Source organism: Limnohabitans sp., from assembly GCF_031539105.1.
In the GTDB taxonomy this organism is placed as follows: Bacteria; Pseudomonadota; Gammaproteobacteria; order Burkholderiales; family Burkholderiaceae_C; genus Limnohabitans.
Genome location: NZ_JAVKLM010000042.1, coordinates 168,058 through 190,022, shown reverse-complemented (window position 1 = coordinate 190,022; position 21,965 = coordinate 168,058). Strand labels below are relative to the sequence as shown.

29 protein-coding genes and 1 pseudogene are annotated in these 21,965 nt (G+C 48.1%); 1 reads left to right on the top strand and 29 read right to left on the bottom strand.

What is annotated here, in order from left to right; all coding sequences use genetic code 11:
* Positions 1–30: 30 nt before the first annotated feature.
* The 23 genes from RMR24_RS12160 to RMR24_RS12050 all read right to left on the bottom strand — a co-directional run bounded on the left by RMR24_RS12160 (position 31) and on the right by RMR24_RS12050 (position 16,917).
* Positions 31–771, bottom strand: coding sequence for a hypothetical protein (locus tag RMR24_RS12160; RefSeq protein WP_310615342.1), 741 nt, complete (start codon positions 769–771; stop codon positions 31–33).
* Positions 761–1,153, bottom strand: coding sequence for a hypothetical protein (locus tag RMR24_RS12155; protein WP_310615341.1), 393 nt, complete (start codon positions 1,151–1,153; stop codon positions 761–763). The genes RMR24_RS12160 and RMR24_RS12155 overlap by 11 nt, the downstream gene beginning before the upstream one ends.
* An 89-nt stretch (positions 1,154–1,242) precedes the next feature.
* Positions 1,243–1,578 (bottom strand): hypothetical protein, encoded by a 336-nt coding sequence (locus RMR24_RS12150; protein WP_310615340.1) that lies wholly within the window; start codon positions 1,576–1,578, stop codon positions 1,243–1,245.
* A gap of 68 nt (positions 1,579–1,646) precedes the next feature.
* A complete protein-coding gene (locus tag RMR24_RS12145) occupies positions 1,647–2,753 on the bottom strand; it encodes a DUF6094 domain-containing protein (protein WP_310615339.1) in 1,107 nt (368 codons plus the stop codon).
* Positions 2,754–2,815: 62 nt separating this feature from the next.
* A complete protein-coding gene (locus RMR24_RS12140; RefSeq protein ID WP_310615338.1) occupies positions 2,816–3,388 on the bottom strand; it encodes a DUF3275 family protein in 573 nt (190 codons plus the stop codon).
* A 112-nt stretch (positions 3,389–3,500) separates the two neighbouring features.
* Positions 3,501–3,800 (bottom strand): hypothetical protein, encoded by a 300-nt coding sequence (locus RMR24_RS12135; RefSeq protein ID WP_310615337.1) that lies wholly within the window; start codon positions 3,798–3,800, stop codon positions 3,501–3,503.
* Positions 3,801–4,529: 729 nt separating this feature from the next.
* Entirely contained in the window at positions 4,530–4,805 is a 276-nt protein-coding gene (locus tag RMR24_RS12130; RefSeq protein WP_310615336.1) for a hypothetical protein, read from the bottom strand.
* 77 nt (positions 4,806–4,882) lie between these two features.
* Complete coding sequence (locus RMR24_RS12125; protein ID WP_310615335.1) at positions 4,883–5,359, bottom strand: DUF3577 domain-containing protein; 477 nt, start codon at positions 5,357–5,359, stop codon at positions 4,883–4,885.
* 579 nt (positions 5,360–5,938) lie between these two features.
* Positions 5,939–6,268 (bottom strand): hypothetical protein, encoded by a 330-nt coding sequence (locus RMR24_RS12120; RefSeq protein WP_310615334.1) that lies wholly within the window; start codon positions 6,266–6,268, stop codon positions 5,939–5,941.
* A 130-nt stretch (positions 6,269–6,398) separates the two neighbouring features.
* The gene (locus tag RMR24_RS12115; RefSeq protein ID WP_310615333.1) at positions 6,399–6,791 is read right to left on the bottom strand and encodes a hypothetical protein; all 393 of its coding nucleotides are present in this window, start codon (positions 6,789–6,791) and stop codon (positions 6,399–6,401) included.
* 33 nt (positions 6,792–6,824) lie between these two features.
* A complete protein-coding gene (locus tag RMR24_RS12110; protein ID WP_310615332.1) occupies positions 6,825–7,145 on the bottom strand; it encodes a hypothetical protein in 321 nt (106 codons plus the stop codon).
* Positions 7,142–9,394: a DNA topoisomerase III gene (locus RMR24_RS12105; protein WP_310615331.1), complete on the bottom strand. Its 2,253-nt coding sequence runs from the start codon at positions 9,392–9,394 to the stop codon at positions 7,142–7,144. The genes RMR24_RS12110 and RMR24_RS12105 overlap by 4 nt, the downstream gene beginning before the upstream one ends.
* A gap of 225 nt (positions 9,395–9,619) precedes the next feature.
* A complete protein-coding gene (locus RMR24_RS12100; RefSeq protein ID WP_310615330.1) occupies positions 9,620–10,009 on the bottom strand; it encodes a hypothetical protein in 390 nt (129 codons plus the stop codon).
* Positions 10,006–10,500: a hypothetical protein gene (locus RMR24_RS12095; protein ID WP_310615329.1), complete on the bottom strand. Its 495-nt coding sequence runs from the start codon at positions 10,498–10,500 to the stop codon at positions 10,006–10,008. Before RMR24_RS12095 ends, RMR24_RS12100 begins: the two co-directional genes overlap by 4 nt.
* Entirely contained in the window at positions 10,497–10,688 is a 192-nt protein-coding gene (locus RMR24_RS12090; RefSeq protein WP_310615328.1) for a hypothetical protein, read from the bottom strand. Before RMR24_RS12090 ends, RMR24_RS12095 begins: the two co-directional genes overlap by 4 nt.
* A gap of 45 nt (positions 10,689–10,733) precedes the next feature.
* Positions 10,734–11,153, bottom strand: coding sequence for a single-stranded DNA-binding protein (locus tag RMR24_RS12085; protein WP_310615327.1), 420 nt, complete (start codon positions 11,151–11,153; stop codon positions 10,734–10,736).
* 25 nt (positions 11,154–11,178) lie between these two features.
* On the bottom strand, positions 11,179–11,628 hold the full coding sequence (locus tag RMR24_RS12080; RefSeq protein WP_310615326.1) for a hypothetical protein: 450 nt from the start codon (positions 11,626–11,628) through the stop codon (positions 11,179–11,181).
* A 269-nt stretch (positions 11,629–11,897) separates the two neighbouring features.
* Positions 11,898–12,335, bottom strand: coding sequence for a hypothetical protein (locus RMR24_RS12075; protein ID WP_310615325.1), 438 nt, complete (start codon positions 12,333–12,335; stop codon positions 11,898–11,900).
* Positions 12,336–12,352: 17 nt separating this feature from the next.
* Positions 12,353–12,793 (bottom strand): hypothetical protein, encoded by a 441-nt coding sequence (locus RMR24_RS12070; protein WP_310615324.1) that lies wholly within the window; start codon positions 12,791–12,793, stop codon positions 12,353–12,355.
* A 112-nt stretch (positions 12,794–12,905) separates the two neighbouring features.
* Positions 12,906–13,319, bottom strand: a complete 414-nt coding sequence (locus RMR24_RS12065) for a hypothetical protein (protein WP_310615323.1) — start codon at positions 13,317–13,319, stop codon at positions 12,906–12,908.
* A gap of 22 nt (positions 13,320–13,341) precedes the next feature.
* Entirely contained in the window at positions 13,342–14,481 is a 1,140-nt protein-coding gene (locus tag RMR24_RS12060) for a PFL_4669 family integrating conjugative element protein (RefSeq protein ID WP_310615322.1), read from the bottom strand.
* Between the two features lie 5 nt (positions 14,482–14,486).
* A complete protein-coding gene (locus tag RMR24_RS12055) occupies positions 14,487–16,490 on the bottom strand; it encodes a hypothetical protein (protein ID WP_310615321.1) in 2,004 nt (667 codons plus the stop codon).
* Between the two features lie 13 nt (positions 16,491–16,503).
* Positions 16,504–16,917: a hypothetical protein gene (locus RMR24_RS12050; RefSeq protein WP_310615320.1), complete on the bottom strand. Its 414-nt coding sequence runs from the start codon at positions 16,915–16,917 to the stop codon at positions 16,504–16,506.
* A 130-nt stretch (positions 16,918–17,047) separates the two neighbouring features.
* Here RMR24_RS12050 and RMR24_RS12045 point away from each other — a divergent pair, with 130 nt between their 5' ends.
* Positions 17,048–17,233 (top strand): hypothetical protein, encoded by a 186-nt coding sequence (locus tag RMR24_RS12045; protein WP_310615319.1) that lies wholly within the window; start codon positions 17,048–17,050, stop codon positions 17,231–17,233.
* Here the strand turns inward: RMR24_RS12045 and RMR24_RS12040 are convergent.
* From RMR24_RS12040 to RMR24_RS12020, 6 genes and pseudogenes are all read right to left on the bottom strand, one after another.
* Positions 17,202–17,717: a hypothetical protein gene (locus RMR24_RS12040; RefSeq protein ID WP_310615318.1), complete on the bottom strand. Its 516-nt coding sequence runs from the start codon at positions 17,715–17,717 to the stop codon at positions 17,202–17,204. The genes RMR24_RS12045 and RMR24_RS12040 overlap by 32 nt on opposite strands.
* A gap of 65 nt (positions 17,718–17,782) precedes the next feature.
* On the bottom strand, positions 17,783–19,447 hold the full coding sequence (locus RMR24_RS12035; protein ID WP_310615317.1) for a hypothetical protein: 1,665 nt from the start codon (positions 19,445–19,447) through the stop codon (positions 17,783–17,785).
* The gene (locus RMR24_RS12030; protein WP_310615316.1) at positions 19,444–20,343 is read right to left on the bottom strand and encodes a ParA family protein; all 900 of its coding nucleotides are present in this window, start codon (positions 20,341–20,343) and stop codon (positions 19,444–19,446) included. Before RMR24_RS12030 ends, RMR24_RS12035 begins: the two co-directional genes overlap by 4 nt.
* A 148-nt stretch (positions 20,344–20,491) precedes the next feature.
* Positions 20,492–20,992 carry an ankyrin repeat domain-containing protein gene (locus tag RMR24_RS12025; RefSeq protein WP_310615315.1) on the bottom strand — a complete coding sequence of 167 codons (501 nt, stop codon included), beginning with the start codon at positions 20,990–20,992 and terminating at the stop codon, positions 20,492–20,494.
* Positions 20,993–21,013: 21 nt separating this feature from the next.
* Positions 21,014–21,172, bottom strand: a pseudogene (locus tag RMR24_RS13550) (hypothetical protein); the annotation flags it as partial.
* Entirely contained in the window at positions 21,169–21,963 is a 795-nt protein-coding gene (locus tag RMR24_RS12020) for a TatD family hydrolase (RefSeq protein WP_310615314.1), read from the bottom strand. The gene RMR24_RS12020 and the pseudogene RMR24_RS13550, both read right to left, overlap by 4 nt.
* Between the last annotated feature and the right edge of the window lie 2 nt (positions 21,964–21,965).

The window sequence follows — 21,965 nt, the reverse complement described above, 5'->3', positions numbered from 1 at the left end:
GTAAACCGTCTAAACGGCCTTCAGGCAGGGTTACATGGCCAAAGCCATGGGGTTATGTGCAGGCAATGCGCCTGATGTAGTTGGAGGCACTTTTTGAGATCCAAGGTCTAAGCGTCCGGTACGCACCAGGTCTGTGACGATCTGGGCAAACTTGGATTGATCCAAAGTAACCTTCAAAACTATGAAGTCCCCGACAGGCTCAGAGAGCAGTGGATTGATGTCTTCGTGGCCACGTTGACCCATTCGCAGCAGCATGCTGTGCTCAATTGCCGCGATCACAGGATCGCGCCAGTGAGGCAACAGCGGGATGCTGGCCAAGTGGCTAATCGCTGCCCACAAACGAGTCTTGATCTTGTCCACCATCTCAGGATCGAGTTGATGGGCTTTCGTGACTTGAATGTTTGGCAACTTGGGGACTTGCTCAATTACCCATGCCACATCAGCGCCTTTTACAGGGGCCAAAATGACAGGGTTATAAAGCCACAAGTGATTCAAATTTCCGTACACGCACTTGGGCAGTCGCCCACTTAACTTGTCCAGATCTTTGACATTTCCAATAAAGACTTTTTGCGACCGCGCTTCGTTATATTGCGGCTTAAGCGTTAGCTCCTGCAAGCCATCTTGGTGCTGAGCGCCGAGTTGCATGCGAGCAAGAAGTTCCTTGATAGCAGTATCGCGCCCGTAGGCACTTAGCATCAACAAACGACCAGCTTCATCACGTATACAAGCGTCTACAAAGATGCCTTGGCAACGTTCAACTTCATAAAGCATTCGAAGCCTCCTGTTCCATGCCTTGCTTGGCCTGATTTTGTGCTTCGTAGTGCTTTTGAATTTCACATTTAAGTGCATCAAGAAAGCCTGGTGTTGTAAACACTTGGTTGTGTTGATCACGCACCACGACTTCTGTAATTCGCTTTGGCAAGTTGTGGATTAACGTCTTTGAAAAGTCACCAGCGATGCCGTATGAAAGTACATGACGTTCAAAACCACCTTCAACTTGGAATACAGAAGCTTGGGTTCGAAGACCTTTGCCTGGTGCCATTGGTTTGTAGGTTGAAATTTTGAGCACCTGCTTGGCGTTCACTTCAATGCGCGTTAATGCTTTCCATCCATTGCGCTTGTCCTTATGGACGTTAATTTCAAAATTTTCCATGGTTGCTCTCCTAAAAATACGAGAACATCCCCCATGCGGGACGTTCCCGCTGGGGTTGAAAAAAGTCAGTAAATGACGTGTCGTGAAAATTAGTGCCCTGGCGCTCTTATCCAATCATGAAAGATTTGAATGAAACGTTCTAGCACTTGGTCGCTACCTGTGAGTGATGAGTCCTGATCAATTAGCCATTCACCCAGTGGTTCAATGATTTCGTAATAAAGAACACCTGGATAAATTTCATTCACTCTTTCTGGCTGGTTCAAATACTTGGAAATGAGTTCAGCACATTCAGCGGCAAAGTAAACAAAGCCAGTGTGACCGTTCCAGGCCTCATAGTCTTTGCTGTGAGTAGGGTGCTGCAAAGCTCCCGCATACAAAAAGGCGCATATCTGCGCGCAATCCAATAAATTGGCTGCTGTGTTCATGGTGGATCTCCTAAATAAGCGAAACCACCCCCATGCGGGATAGTCCCGCAAGGGTTAAAAATTTCTAATCACTGAATCGTGACTAGATTTCCGAACATCGGTCCTGGTGTGAACTCAATCGCACGAATGACTGGAACGAACTTGTCGGTGAATGTACGGATTTCGCGCATGTCACCGTCTTTGCCCGTCTCTTCAAACGTCACTTTTAAAGCACGATCTTTGTGCGTGTCGCCCTTGACCAGCAGCATGCGGCCATCGGGTGAGCGCACAACTCCTGAAATCTGACCTGCGGCAAGCGCCAACGCTAAATGCCAATCACGAAGTGCACGCAAAGGACGTCGATGCTTTTGAACACGGCCACCAAAGTGTTGTTCAAATTGCGGCCAAAGGGTAGATCGGTGCATTCGCTCGATTTCATGAGCTAAACCATCTGTTTCGATGCGATGAGCAACGAACTGGATGGAATCTAAGACACAGTTTGGCACCTGATAGCAAGGCCAAGTCCAGTGATCTGGTAACTCGGGAGGAAGAGTTCCTGTACCCATGGCTTCAAGTTGACTGGCCAGCTCGGGATCGAGGCGATCAGCTTTTCGTTTGACACCAAACAAGACACATTGCTTAAATTTTTGCTCTGGTGCCATGAATACTCGCACATCACGATAGCTCTTGGCAATCAAGGCAGAAAATTCAGCATCAAAAACGTAGTGAGGCACAATTAAAATCAGCACACCTTCAGGCATGAGCCATGGATGTGACAGCCTGTAAAAATGCTTCTCAAGACGTTTTTTTCCACCAGTTGCAGCATCAAGCTGCGCTTGATCTGAAACCATGTCTCCGTATGGTGGATTAAGTAGCAGCAATCCAAATTGACGTACCTTTATTGCCATTTCAGCAATGTCGGCATGAGCAACTACGTCAAGCCATTGCCGAGCATTTTGTGATCGCTCCGCGTTGTATTCCACCCCAAAAGACTGGGGCTTTGCTCCAAGCTCTTGTAAGTGGTTTTTTACTTCAGCTAGTGCTGCACCTTCACCGCAACAAGGGTCAAGGATTGCTAGCTTTTGATCGAGAGAGGCATCAAGCGCTTGCAAGATGCGTCCCATAGTGACTTCATCTGTTGGGAAATATCCGTTCTTGATGAAATTGTGTGCGAGGCGCGAAAACATAAGTGCCATTGAAATCTCCTTCTGGGTTTTGAATGGAGATGCCCTAACGGCATCTCCGTTAGGGGGTGGGATTAATCTTGGACTATTGTCCAAACTTGATCTTGCGCATTGAAGCGATAGCCAGCTTCTTTAAGGCGGTCACGCTGCCTACGGAATTGCTCCCGATCAACCGTGGGGTCTAGCGCGATTTGAGCGCACTGGATAAAGGCAGAGTACAACTCGATACCAAAAAGTTCCATGTCATCGTTTTCAGTTGACTCAGATCGTTTCTTGGCAATAGGGCGAACAACTTCTTGTATCGGCGCAGACTGCGAAGTGTTTTGAAATTTTTCATCAACAGGATCTGGTTCAGCTTGCGTCGATGGAAGGTCTTGCGGTGGCGCATCAGTTTCATCAGCGATGATGAAACCACCTTCTGCAATTTTGGCGATAAGTTCTGTGAAAAATCCACCACGCCATGGCACGCCCTTGGTGTAAATTTTTTCAACAAGAAAATCACCTTCATAACTCCCACGCTTGAATTGATCAAGCGCTGGATCTTTGACTTTGAAGTCTCCAATTGAAGTTTTCAAAGTTCCTACACAAAAAAGGCCATTACGACCTTTGATTTCTTCGACGATGAGTCGGCCTGCAAATTTTTGCATGTGATCTCCAAAGTAAAAAATGGAGACCCCCGTGAGGAGAGTCCCCACGGGGTTGATGAATTGGTCAAACGACCAAAAGGTGATTTTTGAATGTATTTAGTAAGGCAAAAATTTACAGCCAACGCCCTGGCGTTATGCCTGTAAATTGAGCTTTAACTTCACTATCAAACAATGGGAGCATTTTTGTATGGTGAGAGTACACATACTTGAAGAGCCAATGAACAATATCAATACGTGAATCTTTGATTTCTTGTATTGCTTTTGCATATGCACGACTTTCACAGCATTCGGAGGCAATTTGCCACAGATCGCTAGAAACCGCATCTACATCATTGGTTTGAATCGCTTCAATTTTGAAATTTTCAAAATCTTTTAAAGCCAATGCTTGTGCACTATGAGATTGAGTCAACATGAAAGTTCTCCTAAAAAGAAAAAGGGGAACGTCACGCCCCTATGGGGAATGAAACATTCCCCAGGGGATTAACAAAAAAACAGAACATTCCTGACTCTTGCGAGCGCCGTCGAGTCTTGCATCTTGCGATGTAGAGGACTTGGAATCTAACGGCTGAAGGGTGCTGCTTGCGCAGCGTACATTGCGGTTTCCCGCGATGAATTCTTTGATCTGCTCTGCATAGTTTTCACGAATTAAAGACTATGCAGAACAGTCGCGTTCAACGCGACGGTCCTGATCGTTCAAGGGACCGAGTTAAGGGGTGGTCGGACACCCGAGAAGGAGATTGGCCGCTATCGGCCTTGCAATGAACTCTTGGGTGCATTGCAAGGCCGATAAGACCTTGGAATAGGTGCTACGGTTCTTGACGTCGTAGCGGGAGGGCGAGCCGAGACTTACTGTTACGGGAACAAACGCGCTGTGGCGCTGGGTGTGTTTGCTTGTTGATGGTGGACATCAACAATGAACTCGAAAGGGAGCTGTCAATGTGCTCAAGAAAATCCAGCATGATTTGCATCACGGCAGTCAGTCTTTCGACTTTGGACCTAACTGCTTTAAGGTTGCTGGCAAGCCAGCGTCGCCCATTCGTTTAGCCAGTGAACGGGCAAGCCTGACAAGGAACTGTGAAAAACTTTTTGCAAAACTCACTACCTACAAGGTAATGAGCAATGCGAAAGGTTTTAGCTTTCGTTACCCAAAGTGTTTCAATGCGGCTAACATGATGCCGTTAGCGGCAATGACAAAAGTCACCAGCTTCCAAGTAAGCTCGTTGATCGCTTTATGAAAACTGACTTCCAGACGGTGCTCAAGTTGAGCAGCGTCAGCTTTTGTGAACAATTGGTTTTGAATTGAATCATGGCTTGACTGAATTGCGGCTTCAACCTGCCGCTCAACGTTTCGAGCAGCTTCAGGTTTGACACCGGCATCCGTCAAAGCTTCAAAAAGATTGATTTGCATAGTGGACATAAGAATACTCCAAAAAGCAGAAATGAGGAATTCCGACTCCCTCAAGGCCGAAGCCTTGAGGAAATGCGGAGAGGGGTTTAGCCTTCAGTGCCGGTTTTGGCTGGTTGTTCGTCTTGCTGTTTAGGCAATTCGTAAACCAGATTCCAACCTGCTTGATCGTCGCCGTCATTTTTGTTTTTGACCCACGCATGAGTCACATAAAGGAGGCGGCCTTTCATCGTTAAACCTGTCTCACCGGCGCGAGCGCCAGATTGATGTTTAAAGGAGTCGATGTAAGCATCACCGATGTTGAAACGAACCATCACGCGTTTGTTTTGGTCGTTTGCATCGGCTTGGATCAGTTGCAAAACCTGTTCGGCTTGCTCGCTGACTGCTTTGACGTCATAGGGGACGTATTGAACGCCATCTTTAACGCCTTTTTCACCAAACATCGCGCTAATGGACGCTGCAAAAAATGCAGGACCTTTGCGCACTGGAACATTACGAACGCGGCGAATGTAGCCGATGCCAGTAGTGTGCAGATTGATGAAGTTGCTAGTAGATTGATTTGACATGGAAGTTCTCCTAAAAAGAAAAAAGGGGAACGCCATGCCCCAACGGGGAATGAAACATTCCCCAAGGGGTTAACAAAACAACAGAACATTCCTGACTCTTGCGAGCGCCGTCAAGTCTTACGACTTTGGAACCAAACGGCTGAAGGGTGCTCCTTGCGAAGCGTACTTGGGTGCTGATGACTCAGCGGGACAAGTGCGCGAATTCTGCACCAAAAAAACACCGATTTCTAGTCTTTAAGCCATGCTTTTTCAAAGACAAATGGCGCTGTCAAACGAATTGTGTGAACTTTAAAAATCACCACCTTCGGATACATAACCTCTGGCGTTTAAATTTTTTTTGTTGTCAAGAAAAATAATTGACATGGCTTGGCCTAAAAAAGTGAAAAAAGGCCAAAAACCCTGTTTTTGAGATGGTGAGTCTGTTCGAAAAAATGAAAAGATTAAATCTCAACTTGTAAAGGAGAAAGAAATGTTGAACGTAGTTTTGAGGATCTTGGCCTGTTTCTTGGTTTTTTCTATCATCATGCTTTTTGGCCCACGCTTTGTTTTGTTTTCGCTTGAGTTTCTCAAATTTCAGATTTAACAGGGAAAACCTACCCATGCTCGATCGCATGGGTAATGATTTTTTGCTGTTTCAACCAAGTCGTGAACATGCAAACGATGGGTGACGTTGGTGGTCCAATTTACTTCGATGAGATCTTCGGATTTCACCTCCAGTGGCCATTCATCACTGGTTAGTTCATTTGGCTTTTTTGTTACCTGGTGTTCAAAGTCAACTTCACGCCAAAAACCATCACACAGGCGAACTCGACCACGGCCGAGTTCGTTGTGCTGGACTATTGCGCCAGGTGGGCATGCGCGTTGCGCAAAAAGTTTGGAAGCATCAACAACGTTAAAGGGTAGGGACATATACACAGCTTTCGTGGATAAGTTAGGGTTATGCAGCCGCTTGACCGCATAGATACTGAGCTTCAGTACTTTGCTTAAAAATCAAGCATGAATTTTTCGGGCGCGTCCCTACCGCGTTAGAGACTCTAGTTTAACTCTGTTCCGAAGAAGTGGGAGTAGTGTTTTGAATAATGAAGAAACGCCTTTGAAAAATCAGCATGGCTTGTGATGCATGGGCATTCATCAACGCAACGAATTGCTCAGTAGGTAAAACTCTTTTTGTTCGCTTGTCAATGGTATTCAGTTCGATGAAGACCAACCCGAGTTTTTCAAACTCTCTCATCCGCAACCTGACACCTCTTTCGGTCGCAATGTCTGAACTAACCAGTTGCTTCAATGACGTTCGATCAATTTGATGGCCATTTAAGTGTGCACGCACAATTCCAAAATAAAGCGCTCGGCCTGTAACAGTTTGAAACGCTACATGGCTTTGAATTTCCCACTCGTAGATTTCAGCTAGAGCACATAAAAAATCTAAATTCATCGTGCCCACTAATCGGCTAACGAATGGGCATCTTTAACTTCTTTGGATACTTATTCCTCGATCAGTACATTGAATAAATTTTCGAGCGTCAGAAAACAATGACAACTGCGGATTGAGCACATGACCTTGGATTGGTGTGCAGTTTAATGTCAGGCCATAAACAACACGATTTTTCAAAATGCGATGACGCAAGTGTTGTCGGTGAGCAAGATTTTTAAGCGATCGACGAAGCTCTGAGCGCGAGAAACATTGCAATTCATTTTCCAGCTCTTCAACGGTCCACCAGCCGCCTTCATCACGAAGGCATAACCATGCGGCTGTTGAAGCCTCGCCCCAATGCCCGAAGCCTTTCATACAGGTTTTGTATTTTTACAATCGGGATACCCGCTGCAACCGTAGAACGGTCCACGTCCACCTTGTCGCAGTTTCATCGGTTTACCGCAGGCATCACAAACCACGGCCGTTGAATTTTTACCAGAATTTGGGATGGATTTTTCAGCAGGCAACGATTGTTGTGCACGTTCACCAGGTTTGCCATTTGCATCAGGGAGAGTTGTTTTGCATGTCGGATAACCAGAACAGCCCCAAAACGCACTAGAAGGGCCTTGGCGAAGCTTTAATGCCTTCCCGCATGCCTTGCATGCATACACAGGTGAATTCGCGTCTACGGGGCTGCCATTTGCATTGGTAGAAGATGTTGGACGCGAATCAGGGCGCTGAGGCATTGCTTTCGCTTGAACTTTAATTCGCTCGATGAGCTTTGCCAACCATGTTCCAAGATTGCGTTCGAACTGCTCCAATGTCACGGTGCCCGATTCAATTTGTCCCAGCTGATCTTCCCAAAGTGCAGTCAATACGGGGTCTGCCATTTCAGGCGCCACTTTCTCCATCAATTCGATCAAGTGCATGCCTTTATCGGTGGGTACGATCGCTTTACCTTCGTTCGCGATGTAGCTACGCTTGAACAGGCCTTCAATAATTGCCGACCGCGTGGCATCAGTTCCAATGCCTGCCTTTTCTTTGGTCTGCATGATTTTTTTCAAACGTGGGTCTTCAATCACTTTGTCGATGGACTCCATCGCCCCTAGTAGCGTGCCTTCGGTGTAGCGCTTGGGTGGTTTTGTTTTTTCGGTGGCCACATCAGCCAGTCGATTGATGCCTTGCATACCGACTTGGCAGCTGGGCAATGAAACTTCTTGATCTTCAACTTCATTGCCTTCATCGTCATACTTTTTCGACTTAGAAGGCTTGGTCTTGAATTGCTCCATGCCTTCGTATGCCAGTTGCCAACCTTGCACAAGAGGAATCTTGCCTTTTGCTTCAAATCTCTCTGCTTCGCAAACCAATTTGATGACCGTTTGGTTGTACTCAAAAGCCCCCAAGAACTGAGCTATGAATCGACGACGAATCAAGTCATAGATCAATACCTCAGTCTTCGACATATCGGCCATGCGTACATGTGCATTCCCCGTGGGAATGATCGCGTGGTGAGCTGTGACCTTAGTGTCGTTGTAAACACGACCTGGCTTGCTCAAATCGGCCAATTGTGTGAGCTTTGATAGGGATGAATCAATTTTTGCAACGGCTTGCAAAACACTTTGTGCGTCACCATGCATCGACAGCGGTAAGTATTCGCAATCACTACGGGGGTAAGTTGTCGCCTTGTGTTTTTCATAGAGTGCTTGGCACGCATCTAAGACTGCTTGTGCTTTCAGTCCGTAACGAGCAGATGCCTCACGCTGCAAACTGCCCAAGCTGTAGAGCAGGGGGGCTAGTTTGCGTTCACGAGTTGTTTCAACATCCGTCAAACGACCCGTCTTATGCAGTACCTTTGCCGCCACCGATTTGACGTAGGCTTGGTCTATACAATGCCCATCTGCATCGAGCTTATCTTTAGAGACAAGCCAAACCATCGGAACCATGGAGCCTTGAATTTCAAACGAAGTTTTCAGCACAAAATGTGTTTTAGGTTTGAAATTGGCGATCGCACGCTCACGTCGAACGATCAACCCAAGCACCGGTGTTTGAACGCGACCACAGTGCAAAACACCGTCACGACCGCCCGTTCCAAATGCTTTGGTTAGAGCCATCGTGAGGTTCATGCCAGCAAGCCAATCAGCACGCGAGCGTCCCATTCCTGAAAAATACATGGGTAATGTTTTTTCACCAGGCATGAGCTTGCCCAACGCTTTGCGCACAGAGGCATCATCAAACGCGCTTAACCATAAACGCTTGACTGGTCCACGATAGCCGTTGAGTGTCAAAACTTCACGAGCAATCACTTCACCTTCGCGGTCAGCATCGGTGGCGATGATGACTTCCGTTGCTTGCTTCAGCGCCTTGGCCACGCACTGGTATTGCTCTCTCGTTGAAGATTTGATGGCCATGTGCCACTGCTGCGGCACGACAGGCAACAGATCAATGTTCCAGCTCTTGAGTTCAGGGTTGTAGTGTTCGGGAGGTGACTGCTCCAGCAAATGACCAATACACCAGGTCACAGCTACATCAGGTCCACTGGTACACCCGTTGCCGCGTTGAGTTGCTCCAACAAATTTAGCAATGTCTTTGGCTTGGGAGGGTTTTTCGCAAATAAATAGACGCATGATTAGTTCTTTGCATGCAAATTGTTACAAGAGGGTGGGCGTTCCAGTCCATTGGCAGAATGTGGGTTCTTCACATCCAAAACCACCAAGTTAAAAAAGGAACGCCCATGAAAAACGAACTTCTGCTCCAGCTGCTTTTGGAAAAGATGGAAGCAATCCAAAAAGTTGTAGAAAACTTGATTGATCATGTCGCTTTGGATGAGTTTCAAGATGATTGGACCGAAGCTAAATTTCGCGGACAAGCTCAATTAATTCTGGATGCTCTGCCTTTTGAAGAAATTCGCAAACATCTAAAACCGTAACTCCCATTGTTTCCAACCATCCTGAGTTAAATTGAGGAAGTGATCGTTGCTTGTAAACAGCCTGCTTTGCTTTTTGGTTTAAGAGAAGTAACAAGACAGTTTTCAATCGAACATCTTCAGAAAACCCAAGAACGCCTTGCGAGTCAATGGCTGCATACGCGTTGACCTCTTCAAAGATGTAGGTCGCAATTGGGGAAGTCAGGTTCATTTGCATCTCATGTCGAACTGCAAGCAAAGTTGCATCGAAATTGTTTAATGCACTCAGAAGCAAAGCCTTGCGTCCCACACTCATTTGTGTATGCAATGAATTCATTTTTTAAATCCTAGAGTTTTCAACTCTGATGGATACCATTGAGGGTTAATTGCCTCATCGACTAGATTGGTCATCTCTGCAATTGCATCATTGATTTTTGGTTTAGATAACTTGCTGGGCAGCAACCAATGTTTCGAATACAAAGTAGAGCAAGGATGTAACTCTAAAAAATATCTCAGCTCGCGTGGTCGACGTCCTAGAATTTCTTTATCCAATCCTCGGTAACTTGGAAATCCTGCTCTGAGCCACCACGCATAACCGTGCATGGTCGCCATAACAGCGGCCAAATGGAGTCGATAAGCTATTCTTTGTGATGGGGCTCTGAACGAAACATAGGGCAGTTCAGGGAAGCTCAAAGAATTTTCCCCATGCCCAGCACAAGCTCTTTCTGGTTGCAATCCCATTGCATGAATTGCGTCGACCAATTCAGAAATACCATGCTCAACGTGTCCGGATGAAATCAAACTCGTTATGTGAGTTTTATTCATCATGATTTGCTTGCTTTCGATTCATTGAACATCTTCTCGGCTGTGATTTCCACAGGCTCAACCAAATCACCATCAACAAGCATTGCTCCATCACTGCGCGTTTCAACGACAACGATGCCGCCACAGATTGGAATTTCACGTCGATCAATGATGGTGAGTTCAGGTTGCCCCACCGTGCCAGATGAAGGCACGGTGGGTTCTTGTGGAGTCGTTTTCATATGACTCAACTGTTAGGTTTAGGCTGCTGGTGCTGCCGATTGGTCTTGCTTCGCACGCATATTGATTGACTCAATACGGTTGAGCTTCAATGCCACGTCTTCGGCGTTGCAACGCATCTCGGCACCATCTTTCTTACCAGAAGCGCGATCTTCATCAGACACAGTCCATGTGTGCAGATAGAGACTGCCTTCGATTTGCAATCGCATGCCGCTTCGCAAAGTTTTCATGACATGCTCGCCAAGACGTTCATTCCAAATCGTGATGCCGACAGGCTTTGTTTTTTCTGCGTCTTGAACCAACTCATCGTCGGGACCGCGCTTCCATGAATCACTCATCACACGCATTTCAGTGATTCGCACTTGTTTGCCACCTACTGCCACCATGCGTTGGCTTGGTGCTTCGAGTAAATTACCGTCGATTACTGCTTCAATTGCCATTTGGTCTTCTCCTAAAAAACGCAGATCAACCCAACCGAGATTCGGCTGTTGCAATTGGTCTGCTACTTGCACCGGATCTGTTGGTGCGAGATTTGGTCAAGTGGTTGCTCAGCCACTTAATCGTTTGCTGGAAAACAATGTCCAGCGTGTTGAGTTCAAGGCTGCGTAAGTTCTGAGCCTCGTAGTGTTTTTTGATCGCCAAGGGCAGGGCGTTGAGTTCGATTTGGATGTCACACCACAGGACATGCTTAAAAACTCGACCTTGCTTCAGTCGCCAGCGAAGCACCCAGTTGCCCCGTGAGTAGCGATGCAGCTCCAAGAAGATGGACGACCCTTTGACCTTGGATAGTTCCTTGAGGCGCTCCATTTCGGCATGGACCATCTTTTGTTGCGCTTCTGCTTGACGCAGTACGGCCAGAAATGCCCCACGACCTTGCAGCGCCGCCATGCCTTGAAGTGTTGGATCAGTTTGCATAGACATGCTCCAAATTGGGGCGGGAAATCCCTTCGAGTATCATTTTTATGGGTGTGTTTCGTGAAACACGCCCAGTGCAAGCGAAGCACACCCCTTCCAAATGTTTCAACCAAACGAAGGGATTTCCCATGAAAGCAAAAAATGTCATCCACCAAAGTTGTCCTGCCTGCGGTGCAGGAGTTGACTGGGATGCGAAAACCCAAGCCTGTAGCAGGTGCCTGTGCGGCACGGGGAGCAAGGCATCACACCTTGTCTCACCCAAACTTGTTTTAGTCATTGCCATGCTCACCGTCGTGGGTTTGGCTTGCTGGCCAAGTTGGGGATAGGTCAATTGCGCCAATGAGTTGAACGGTCTTGGTGCGAATAGTTGAGGGCAGCACCAGACCTTCCGCTTGGCCTAAAAGCAAATACCCGCCATCGGATTCATGCCAACCAGTAGGAGCAGCTTTTGCTGACAAGGTTGGAAAATATCCCTGCATTGACCATTTGAAGCTACCGGCCTGATTCAGGTCGAACCAAGTGCGCCACACTCGCAGTGCTTGTTCACGCGGCATCGTGAAACAAATTCGTGGCTCCATGCAAAGGTGGCCAAGACAGATTTGTCCTGGTTGTTCCACGAACACGTGCCCCCCAAGATTTCGAATAACCATGCGCAGAGAACGCATGACACCTTGATCTACAGCGGGTTGATTAAATAGTTTCATCATCAAATACTCCCTTACCCTTAAAGGCCTTTAAGTGCACTCACAGACTGACAACACGCTGTTCCCGTAGAGTTGACAGTGGCACTAGTTGCATTAAAAAATGGGTGGCAGAGGTCAAAGAACTGACTAGCCAAAAAGGGAGCACAAGTACCGATGCTGGGTGAGCTACCAAAAACCGCAACACCCCAGCACAGTTCGCTTCGAAAGAAGCTCCCATCCTGTCCTTGATCAGAGGCAGGCAGCAGTCCTGACGTTCCTTGACCTCCACCAAAACTCATCCATTTCACAAATTGAAACCAAAGGGAAAACCCTTGGTTTTGAACATCTGCTAAATTGGCGGGGGAAGTCGAGAAGCTGAACGGGGCATGGACCGCCCCTGCTGTGTCAGTAAAGGAACAATTGCCGGTTTGCTGCTTTCCGGTGGATTGAATAAGCAGAACCACACCGATCTTCGTAGCCATAGCCCTTATCCAACTCTGGCGCACGTTGACGGTTCGCTGCGCAAGCAGCACACGGCGGCACTGAAGTGCCCCCTGACATAACTTAAGCTTCAAGACTTTCCCCATAACTTTTTTAAGCTCGGCTTAAGCCAGGCAATTTGTTGTTCACAGCAACAAGCCTGTGAGACAAAGCCACCCAGTTCAAACGAAACTTGCGCGGCATGTTGCGCACTACCTGCGCTTGTTCGATCAAGTCATCGACGGTTAGGGTTCTGATTGATCGCTGTATTGAACGGTCAGTACCAATTTCTGTACCGTATTGATCGTGATAGTCTGTTGACGACATCTTGCGAAACACATCCAAACCACGCGTTTTATGAAATGAGAGCAAGTCCCAAAGGATGGTTGCCTCAGCCAATTGGCCATCGCAAACGAAGATCAGCTTGACGAAGGTTTCGCTGCTGAGATCAGCTTTAGCGAATTCGTCCCATGGAATTGCCGCAGTAAGCGGTTGATCGTCGTTCGTTGTTTCAGTGTTTGTGTTCATCACGTTTCTTTCGGTTGAGTTGTTAAACAAGACCATCTGTGACTGGAGTTGGCCCAGTCACAGATGGATTGATTTCAGTTGTTGAGGCAGCTGGAGTTGAAGTTGGGTTGGAGAGTTGACGCAACAATTCGACTTCGGCACCACTCAAACGTTCGTTTCGTAGCGAATGCCTTGGGCTTAGTTCGCCCACAAAGATTGGTTGCGGCAGCGCACCGAGTAGTTGATGCGCAGCTTCGACACGTTTTTTGGCGTCTTCATCGGCTTGCTCTAACCAGTCAGCTCGGCTTAAGCCAAGCATTTGTTTTTGCATCAGTGTCCTAACGGCACCGTTTGCGTTTTCAAACATGGAGCGAATTTCTCGCTTCATTTGCAGCAGAGCAATATGCGTTTCAGCTTTGCTAACCAAGTCACGTCGCGCAGCAGACTTGACAACGCGCACGCAGTGATCGAACAAGACGATCAGTGTGGACATCGTGTAACCGTAGGGACTGCGATATCCGAGGCTTACTGTTTGCGGATTGCTTGAAGCCAAGATGCTGTAGCTCAAGCCTTTTGCTCGCATTTCGTCCAACTTGGTTTTATGAGTGCGCTCAATTTTTTCGATGAGTGCTTTGATTTTTGCCACACGTTGATCTGTTTCGACCAGTTTCAGATCTGCATAGGGGTTGTCATTCGCGGTCAATAAAAAGAGTTGACGCAAGGCTGTTGCAGCACGTCGCGCACCTGGCACGCCAAATCGAGTTGTTGAACCAGGCTCAGGTGCTACACCCAAATACAGTCGCATTGCCTCAACCGTATGCAGTGTCATGGTGTCTTCCTCATCAACTGACAGGGCACCAATTTGTGTGGCCTTCGTTGCTTGATTGGTGGGAACTTCTAGGTTCGCTTCTTGCCGCGCATGATGAGTGCGACGCATGGAATCCAATTGGGCCAGCCGATCAAGGTACAACGTGTAACGCGCATAGAGTGGATCAGTCTCGCTTGGGTTATCACTTTCAACCAACTGAGCTACTGCCATTGATTCAGCTTCAATGTCATAGCCATCAGGAAATGGTGAGCTTTCAATCGTTGCGAATTGAATGCCTGTTGCTTCAGAACTTGTTGCATCAACTGAATCAGCTTTTTTCTTGCGTGACGTTTTTGGTTTTTGAGTCGTTGCCATGGGTGTTACCTTTTGATGATTGGCTGAGCCAAGTTTGAAGATGGCTTCTTCACACTCAAAGATCGCTTGTCCGACACCCATGCGGCTGTTGATGGTTGAGTAGTTGAAGAGTCCGAGATTGGTGAAAAAGACTGGCCTTTAATTGCTTGTCGCAAAGCTAGAAGTTTTTGGCGTTCAGCAATAACAGCCGAAGAGGGCGGGGCAAGAGGCGCAGAACTTTGTACGTCAGCATTGATGTTGTTAGCGACTTGTGCCTTCAGCAACCTTTGCTCATGTGCAAGATGCGCTTCGCGGCGCAAACGCTCATCGTGTGCAACTTCAAGAATTAATCCGCCTGGGAGTGTTGAATCCTGTTTAATGAGGAATCGCAGATACGCCACAGGTGATTTGACTTTGCCAGTCAATCTGATGTTTCCTGCCATCTCATCAATCAACTCTTGTTTGCGCACGTCACCGTTGACTTGTTGAATCAAACGTTGACATTGAGACAATGTTTCTGCATTCAGATCTTTTGGCCAAAACAAATCTTGATTCACCACAACCACAGCAGGAGGCGTTGTAGTGGTGGTGGTAGTCTTGTTATGTGTAGTCAAATCCGCGCGCGCATGTGGATCTGCTAAATCCATCCTTAGGTCTGTGCGATTTACAGCCAACTGGTCTGCTAAATCCAGCTTTCTGATCTGCGAAAAACCACCAACTGGATTTACCGTTTCGGTAAAACTGTATGGGTGGTTATCGCACACGCCATCACTGACGACTAAATTCCTTTCATTAATTTCGCTCTTTAGTGCCGCGCGACAAATTGTCGTACTGGGTGCGCCACACTCAGTACGACAATTTGTCGCGCTCGTGAGTAACTCTTTACTGCCGACGTTAGGGGTGGTCGGCAAAACTTGCCGACTGGATGCGCCACACTCAGTTGGCAGAATTTGCCGACTTGTGGATAACTGTTCAACTGAACCACTGGATGGATGGTTTTCACACACAACATCATTTCTGGCTAAATTAACGCCATTGACTTTGCCGCCTAAGTGAGTGCGAATATTTTTCGTACTGAGTGCGCCACACTCAGTGCGAATATTTTTCGTACTCTGATTTACACCATTAAGTAGAACGCCAAGTAACCCACTGGCTGTGCCAGTTCGTTGAGCCTTGGCAAGCAAGTTCTTTTCGAGTGTCTGAACCAACTTATTCATGTCCACACGCAAGAACTGACGTTTCTTAGGATGTGTTTGAATTGCTGTTTCAATGAGGCCTTCTAGGCATAACTTTTGCTTGCAGTCTCGCTGCTGCGCAATAGTCAATCCAGTCTCTTCAAACCAAGTTGTTGGTGACAAGTGAAACCACTCTGCTTCCCATGGGATTGATGGGTTGAGGGTAGGGGAGGGGTTGCTCTTGATCTTGTTTGCTTGAGCCGTTTGTATGTTGCGTTGCACGGCCAATGCTTTCGTGAGAAAGATTGCCGAGGTCAGCGATGGCGTTATTTCAGTGAAAACACGATAAAACGCTAGGTTGTGGCCGAGCAGTGTTCGAAGTTGCTGACGAGCATGTTCTGAGCGTGATCTCAAATCGAGTAGCGAAAGCTGAACTGGCGTGTCTAGAAGACGCGATAGGCCCATGCCAAGCTCCTCAGGTACAAGTCGATAACAATTGCGTGCTGGTGAGCCTATACGGGCTTCCTGCATCAATCCTGCATCAAGTAAATGTGACCTAGCAGACTCTTGTTCGTAACGTGACAGGGCTGTCTCGCCTTGCCATTGTTCTCGGGTCTTAAAAATCCATCCGCCATGGTGTTCAATGTTCACACCAACACGCGTCCAGTACACAAGCTGAGACAAGAACAAAGCAGCTTTGGCATCCCCTGTTAGCTTGGCTAAATTTACGCTGTAGGCAATGGGTCTTTCACCAGCCAAAGCACTTGTAAATGCGGCGCTTACAGCGGCATAGCCATCAACTAAAGAACTTTGCCTTGATGAATCAATGGGGCTAGTGCTTGATGAGGGCATCATGAAATATGTCCAGTCAGTGCACAGCTTTTTGAGCTGATTGGCTCATACGTCGTTGAGCAATCTCAATTAGACGTTTTGAAATTCGCTCAAAATTGACGCGAATCTCAAATCGAGCTGGGTAACCCGTGCGGTGTTCTTCGAACAAGCCCAACTCACGTAACGTTTTGCGTGCAGTAGCTTGTTCTTTACGAGAAAGGCCTGTCCGGTCTTCCCAACCTTGCGCTGAGACTTCCATCCAGCCATGCTCATTCATTGCACCTAGCACCTCTTGCTGTTCAAGGCAAGCGGATAGCAACAATGCAGCTGTAGCAGAACCGGTTAGATCGACAAACACTCGATGAAATGCGATTGGCGGCTGCGCCACCATCATTGCGAGAGAACCATTTTTTTGCAGCTCTGCCGCTAAATCAAAGTCAGATGTTCCCATCGCAACCTCCATGAAGTGATTTATGTGAAGGGTGGGAAATCTCTCCTGTATCATCAAAAACGGGTGAGGTCTTTTTGCGGAGACTCACCCATTTTTTTTGACCCCATGAAAACTTAAGGAGAGATTTCCCATGAAAAATGCGCAACCCGAACAAGCGCAAGCAGAAACTGAAGAGCTGTATGCTTTGCAGAATTTGCTGACTAATACCCTCAATTTGTTTATTGATGGACTCAATGAAAATCAAGTCTCGGACTTGATGACCGTTCTGGCTATTCAAAACAAAATCAGTCGTATGCATTTAGGCCCCCTGATGTAAGGTTTTGAGCGTCGAGGGGTTGGGTCCCTTCGATCACAATGGCCGTATAAAGGCTTGAGAGAGGCCACTGTGGAAATTCTTCGCCTAGTGCTACCCAGCGTTCGGTTTCGTGCTGGTAGCTTGCTTGGATATGCTTCCAGGCATCAAAAATTTGAATCAACTCGGTCGATGGGATGACCGTGATGTTTGTTGCTGGCAAGGGTGCTTTCAATTCATTGCGAATGATTTGAACGTGGCGACGCGTGACCGTCTTGAACAACGCTTGCAGCATTGGGAAATGCGCTTGTCGCGCAATGCAATATTGGAGTGCGGCGTAGTCCCATTTCTGCTCACCAGCGTTTCGTTGAATGTGCTGAAACTCAGTCAAATCGACGAAAACTTTCACCCGAGACAACGTTCTACCGCTTGGGTCGCTGGTGAGTGCATGTTTGATTGATGCACGCACATCATCATCAATTTCTTGGTCTGTTTGGACCAATTCCATGAGGGCGAGCTTCACCACGGCAGGTGAGTTCGCCAACCTAAAACTTTTACTTTGAGGATTGGTCTTCATTGGCGCCCCCCGTTAATTTTGGCCAGGTTGTACGAGCGACATGCCCCTACCAAAGCGATCGCGGCCTCTCCAAGTGGGTGAGTTGGATCTGTCAAGATGCCAAATGCGAAATCAACTTCGAGTAACGACTCACCACCAAGACTCTCAGCCACAGCCAAGGTCCAGAGATCTTCATTGCCCATGACATGCCTAAAACCAGCTTCACCGGTTTCTGGCAAGACTGGCTGACCGTAAGCATCTGTTGTATCCAACATGCTCACGTTCAACTGACCCGAGAGGTTGGCCAAGAACCACCACGCTTGGACTGGTAATTCCTCACGACCATCGCCAAGAACACCTGCCAAAGGTATTTCCATGAAGTAGCCATAGGGCATGCTTGGTGCGTCTGTGACGTAGCTCGTCACGGCAGCTATATCGGCAATTTCTAACAAATACCCACGTACCTGCTGAAATGCAGAGTCAAGAAATGAGACACCTGGCAATTCCTCTTGCGGTGGCACATCGTCTCCCGCGTCGTTTTCTCTACTGCCAGCCAAGCCATCAGGCTTGAGGCCGTGAGCGACACGTAACGTGTTTGGAGATTGAGTGCGCAGAGGCGGAGGAGGGGGCGTGTAATCATCCTCACTGTCATCGCTATCTGGTTCAGAAGAAGCCGCAGCACTGTTTGCCGGAACACCTCCGCCTAACGTTGCCGCTAGATTTGCAAGGCCTTGATCTGTGGCCGTAGATGCTGGATGCGCAGTTTGAGCAGTTTGACGTGGGGACATCAAATCAGCCAATTCAGCTTTAGGATTTGTTTCAAGAGCTGAGATCATTACCTCCAGCTCATCAACGGTGTAACCTAATTCTTGCGCTGCATTCGCTTGCAAATGATCATTCAGATCATCTGCTTTGTACTCAGTGTGAAGTGAGGGATACAGTGTGACCCAGTGTTTGTAAGCAACAGAAAAATCGTCTTCAGTTCTGCCTGCATGCTTGAGCCACAAAGCTTGCAAGTTGGCGTACACAGGCCGTAATAACCGAAGAACGTGCTCACGCGCTACTTTTTGAACTTGCGATCCAAGACCAGACAGCTTTTCAACACTGAACTCGTAAAGTTGCAGTGTTTGGTTGCTAGTCGCAAGCCCTTTTTGCTTCAAATACTGTTCAAACTCGCGAGAGCTTAGGGTTTGACCTGTTTCATGCTCACGCTCAAAACGCATCTTTGTGATGCCTTTGGCCGTATCCCAAAACGTCATGTTCGCTCGCTGAATGTTTTCAGCAAGGTGAGCAGCCAAAATGTCGCTCTCTGTGGTGTACGGCTTATAGACAAAGTCGTAAAACTCAAATTTCTCAGGCTCTTCCAGGCTGAGAATCTTTAAAGCTTTGAGGCGTGTACCTCCACCGGAGTGCAATACGTGACGAGGGTTAGAAGGGCGTTGCGTGACCGTCAGCAACTGACTAATTCCGTCGGCTCTGATTGAGCCCAAAAGCCCTTCAAAGTCAGCATGCTCCTCAGTACGGGGGTTTCCCTCGTAAGCATCAACATCAGCTACGCGCAGACGAATGATTTTTGTGCCATCTGAAATGGCAGGAGTTTGTGGCACCGGCTGCTGCGATTGACCACGGGCACGTGCCTTGGCCATGATTTCATCAGCAGTCAGCTTTTTAGGGGTGCTCATTGAACCACCTCATTTGATTCAATGTTTCCGTCTGCCCACACACCTTTAAGGTGTGGCAGCAGCTCATAGACCACTTGGTGCATGACTTCGTAGCCTGAATTCGACTTGCCATTACTTGGCCGGTCAAATTGATGGACAGGGCACTGATTGGTAGTTGCTTCTGCGTATGCGGCACCACGCGGCACAAATGTGTCTAAAACGCTTATGTCGGGGTGTGCGTGAATGTTTGCGTGTGGACGAAACTCGCCGCGCAGTGCCTCGGCGATCATTCGTGCATTTTTTGTACGCGGCACGTCATTCAGAAGCACGCGAACTGGGCCGGTGCCCAGTTCTGGCGATTGCTTACGCAAGACATTGAGGGACTCCAGCAGCGGCATAAGATCGCTGTAGAAGGCCGTATGGGTCAGGAAATCTGGCCTGAAGCTGGCAACCATGAAGTCGCCAGCCATCGCAGCCAAGCCTGTGAGTGTCCCCGTTGAACCTTGTGAGTCGATCACGACAACATCAAAGTTGTCCTGCACATAAGCGCCCTTCATGGCGTTTTTCAGCATGAAAATGCCGTCGAGTCTGGTTTGCAACCAGTTTTCGACGGGCACCGACTTGTTATCTGGGGCTTTTAGGTTTGCAGCAAGGATGCTCAAGCCTGGAATGGACGTTGCAGCAACATCTTCGGCCAAAATATGGCCACCACGGTAAAGCACTTCGGCCAAACCTGTTGCGCGAGGTTCGCCTGCAAGTGGGTAGTACATGGTCATTGATGCTTGCGGATCAGCATCAACAACAAGTACGCGCAGCTTTAAGGCGGCAAGCAAACCTGAGAGGTTTGCGACGAATGTGGTTTTACCGACGCCACCTTTGGTGGACACCACAGAAATTACGATTGTTTTGTTCGGCATCATTTTTCTCCTTGACCAGACCATGACCTTTATTGACCTGAGTGGAGTTCTGAGCTGCCGCTTCTTACCCTGCGTCTACTTCATACGATGTATATTATGTAAAGTTAAGAAATCAACGAAAACCGCATTACTCTGCGGATCTTGCTGCTTACCTAACTGCGCTCTCTTCTTTGATGGGGTTTTGAATAAACCAAGCTTCGGTGAATGCACGAATGTAGAAGGCACTCTGCTGATGGTCTTTGGTCAAGGCCATATCTAGGGCTGAGACGTTTGCGCTGTTGACCAAGACGGGATCGGCACCTTCTTCTAGCAACAACTTCACAGCGAGCGGCGACGCATAGTAAGCCGCCATCATCAAGGGCGTCGTTCCATTGGCAGACTCGCTGTCAATGTAGGCTTCGTTGTCCAACAACAAGCGCATCATCTCGCGGTGTCCCCGCGTTGCTGCGTAATGCAGTGGCGTCCAGCCCGGTTTGTTAACGTCTGCACCGCGCTGAATGAGAACTTTGGCCAAATCTAACTGGTTGTTGATCGCCGCCAACATGAGCGGCGTCTCACCTTGGCTGTTTGGCGTGTTGACTTGTGTCTGTGGGTGCTTGGCCAAAACCATTGCAGACTTAGGCGATTCGGATTGAATGGCAAGCAGCAAGCCAGCTACACCTTTTTCGTTGGGCGTGTTTGGGTCAAATCCACGTACCAAAAGCTTTTCAACGACTTCAGGTCTGTCAAAGTGAAGTGCCGTTATAAAGTCATCATATGAACCTGCATTGGATAAAGAATATCCAATAAAAACATATAGATAAAAGAAATACTTAAAGTACTTTCTCATTTTAAAACTGCGCTGAAAAGTTGGTCGAAGTTACGACTGGTGGTCTCGGCCACAGCCTCCACCGTCATGCCTTTGATTTCGGCAATTTGTTTGGCCACAAACGGCACATAAGACGGATTGTTGGTCTTGCCGCGGTGAGGCATGGGTGCCAAATAAGGGCTGTCCGTTTCAATCAAAATGCGGTCCATCGGCACAAACGCCGCCACATCGCGCAAGTCTTGCGCGTTCTTGAAGGTCAAGATGCCTGAAAACGAGATGTACAGGCCTAGGTCCAAGCCCGCACGGGCCACGTCCGCGGTTTCGGTGAAGCAGTGAAACACGCCCCCTGCACTGCCGGCTGAGCCATCTTCGCCCTGCTCTTTCAAAATTGCCACGGTGTCTGCTGACGAGCTGCGGGTGTGGATGACCAAAGGCAGCTGGGTTTGCTGCGCTGCTTGGATGTGGACGCGAAAGCGGTTGCGTTGCCATTCCATGTCGGCCACGGTGCGCTCGCCCAAGCGGTAGTAGTCAAGCCCAGTTTCGCCAATGCCCACCACTTTGGGCAGTTTGGCTCGGGTCAGCAGGTCATCCAACGTAGGCTCTTGCACGCCTTCGTTGTCGGGGTGTACGCCCACAGTGGCCCAAAAGTTGTCGAACTGCGTGGCGAGACCGTGTACTTCAGGAAAACGCTCGAGCGTGGTGCTAATGACCAAGGCACGTGTGACTTGGGCCTTGGCCATGTCGTCGCGGATGGTGTGGATGTTTTCAACCAGCTCTGGAAAATTCAGGTGGCAATGGGAATCGGTGAACATAG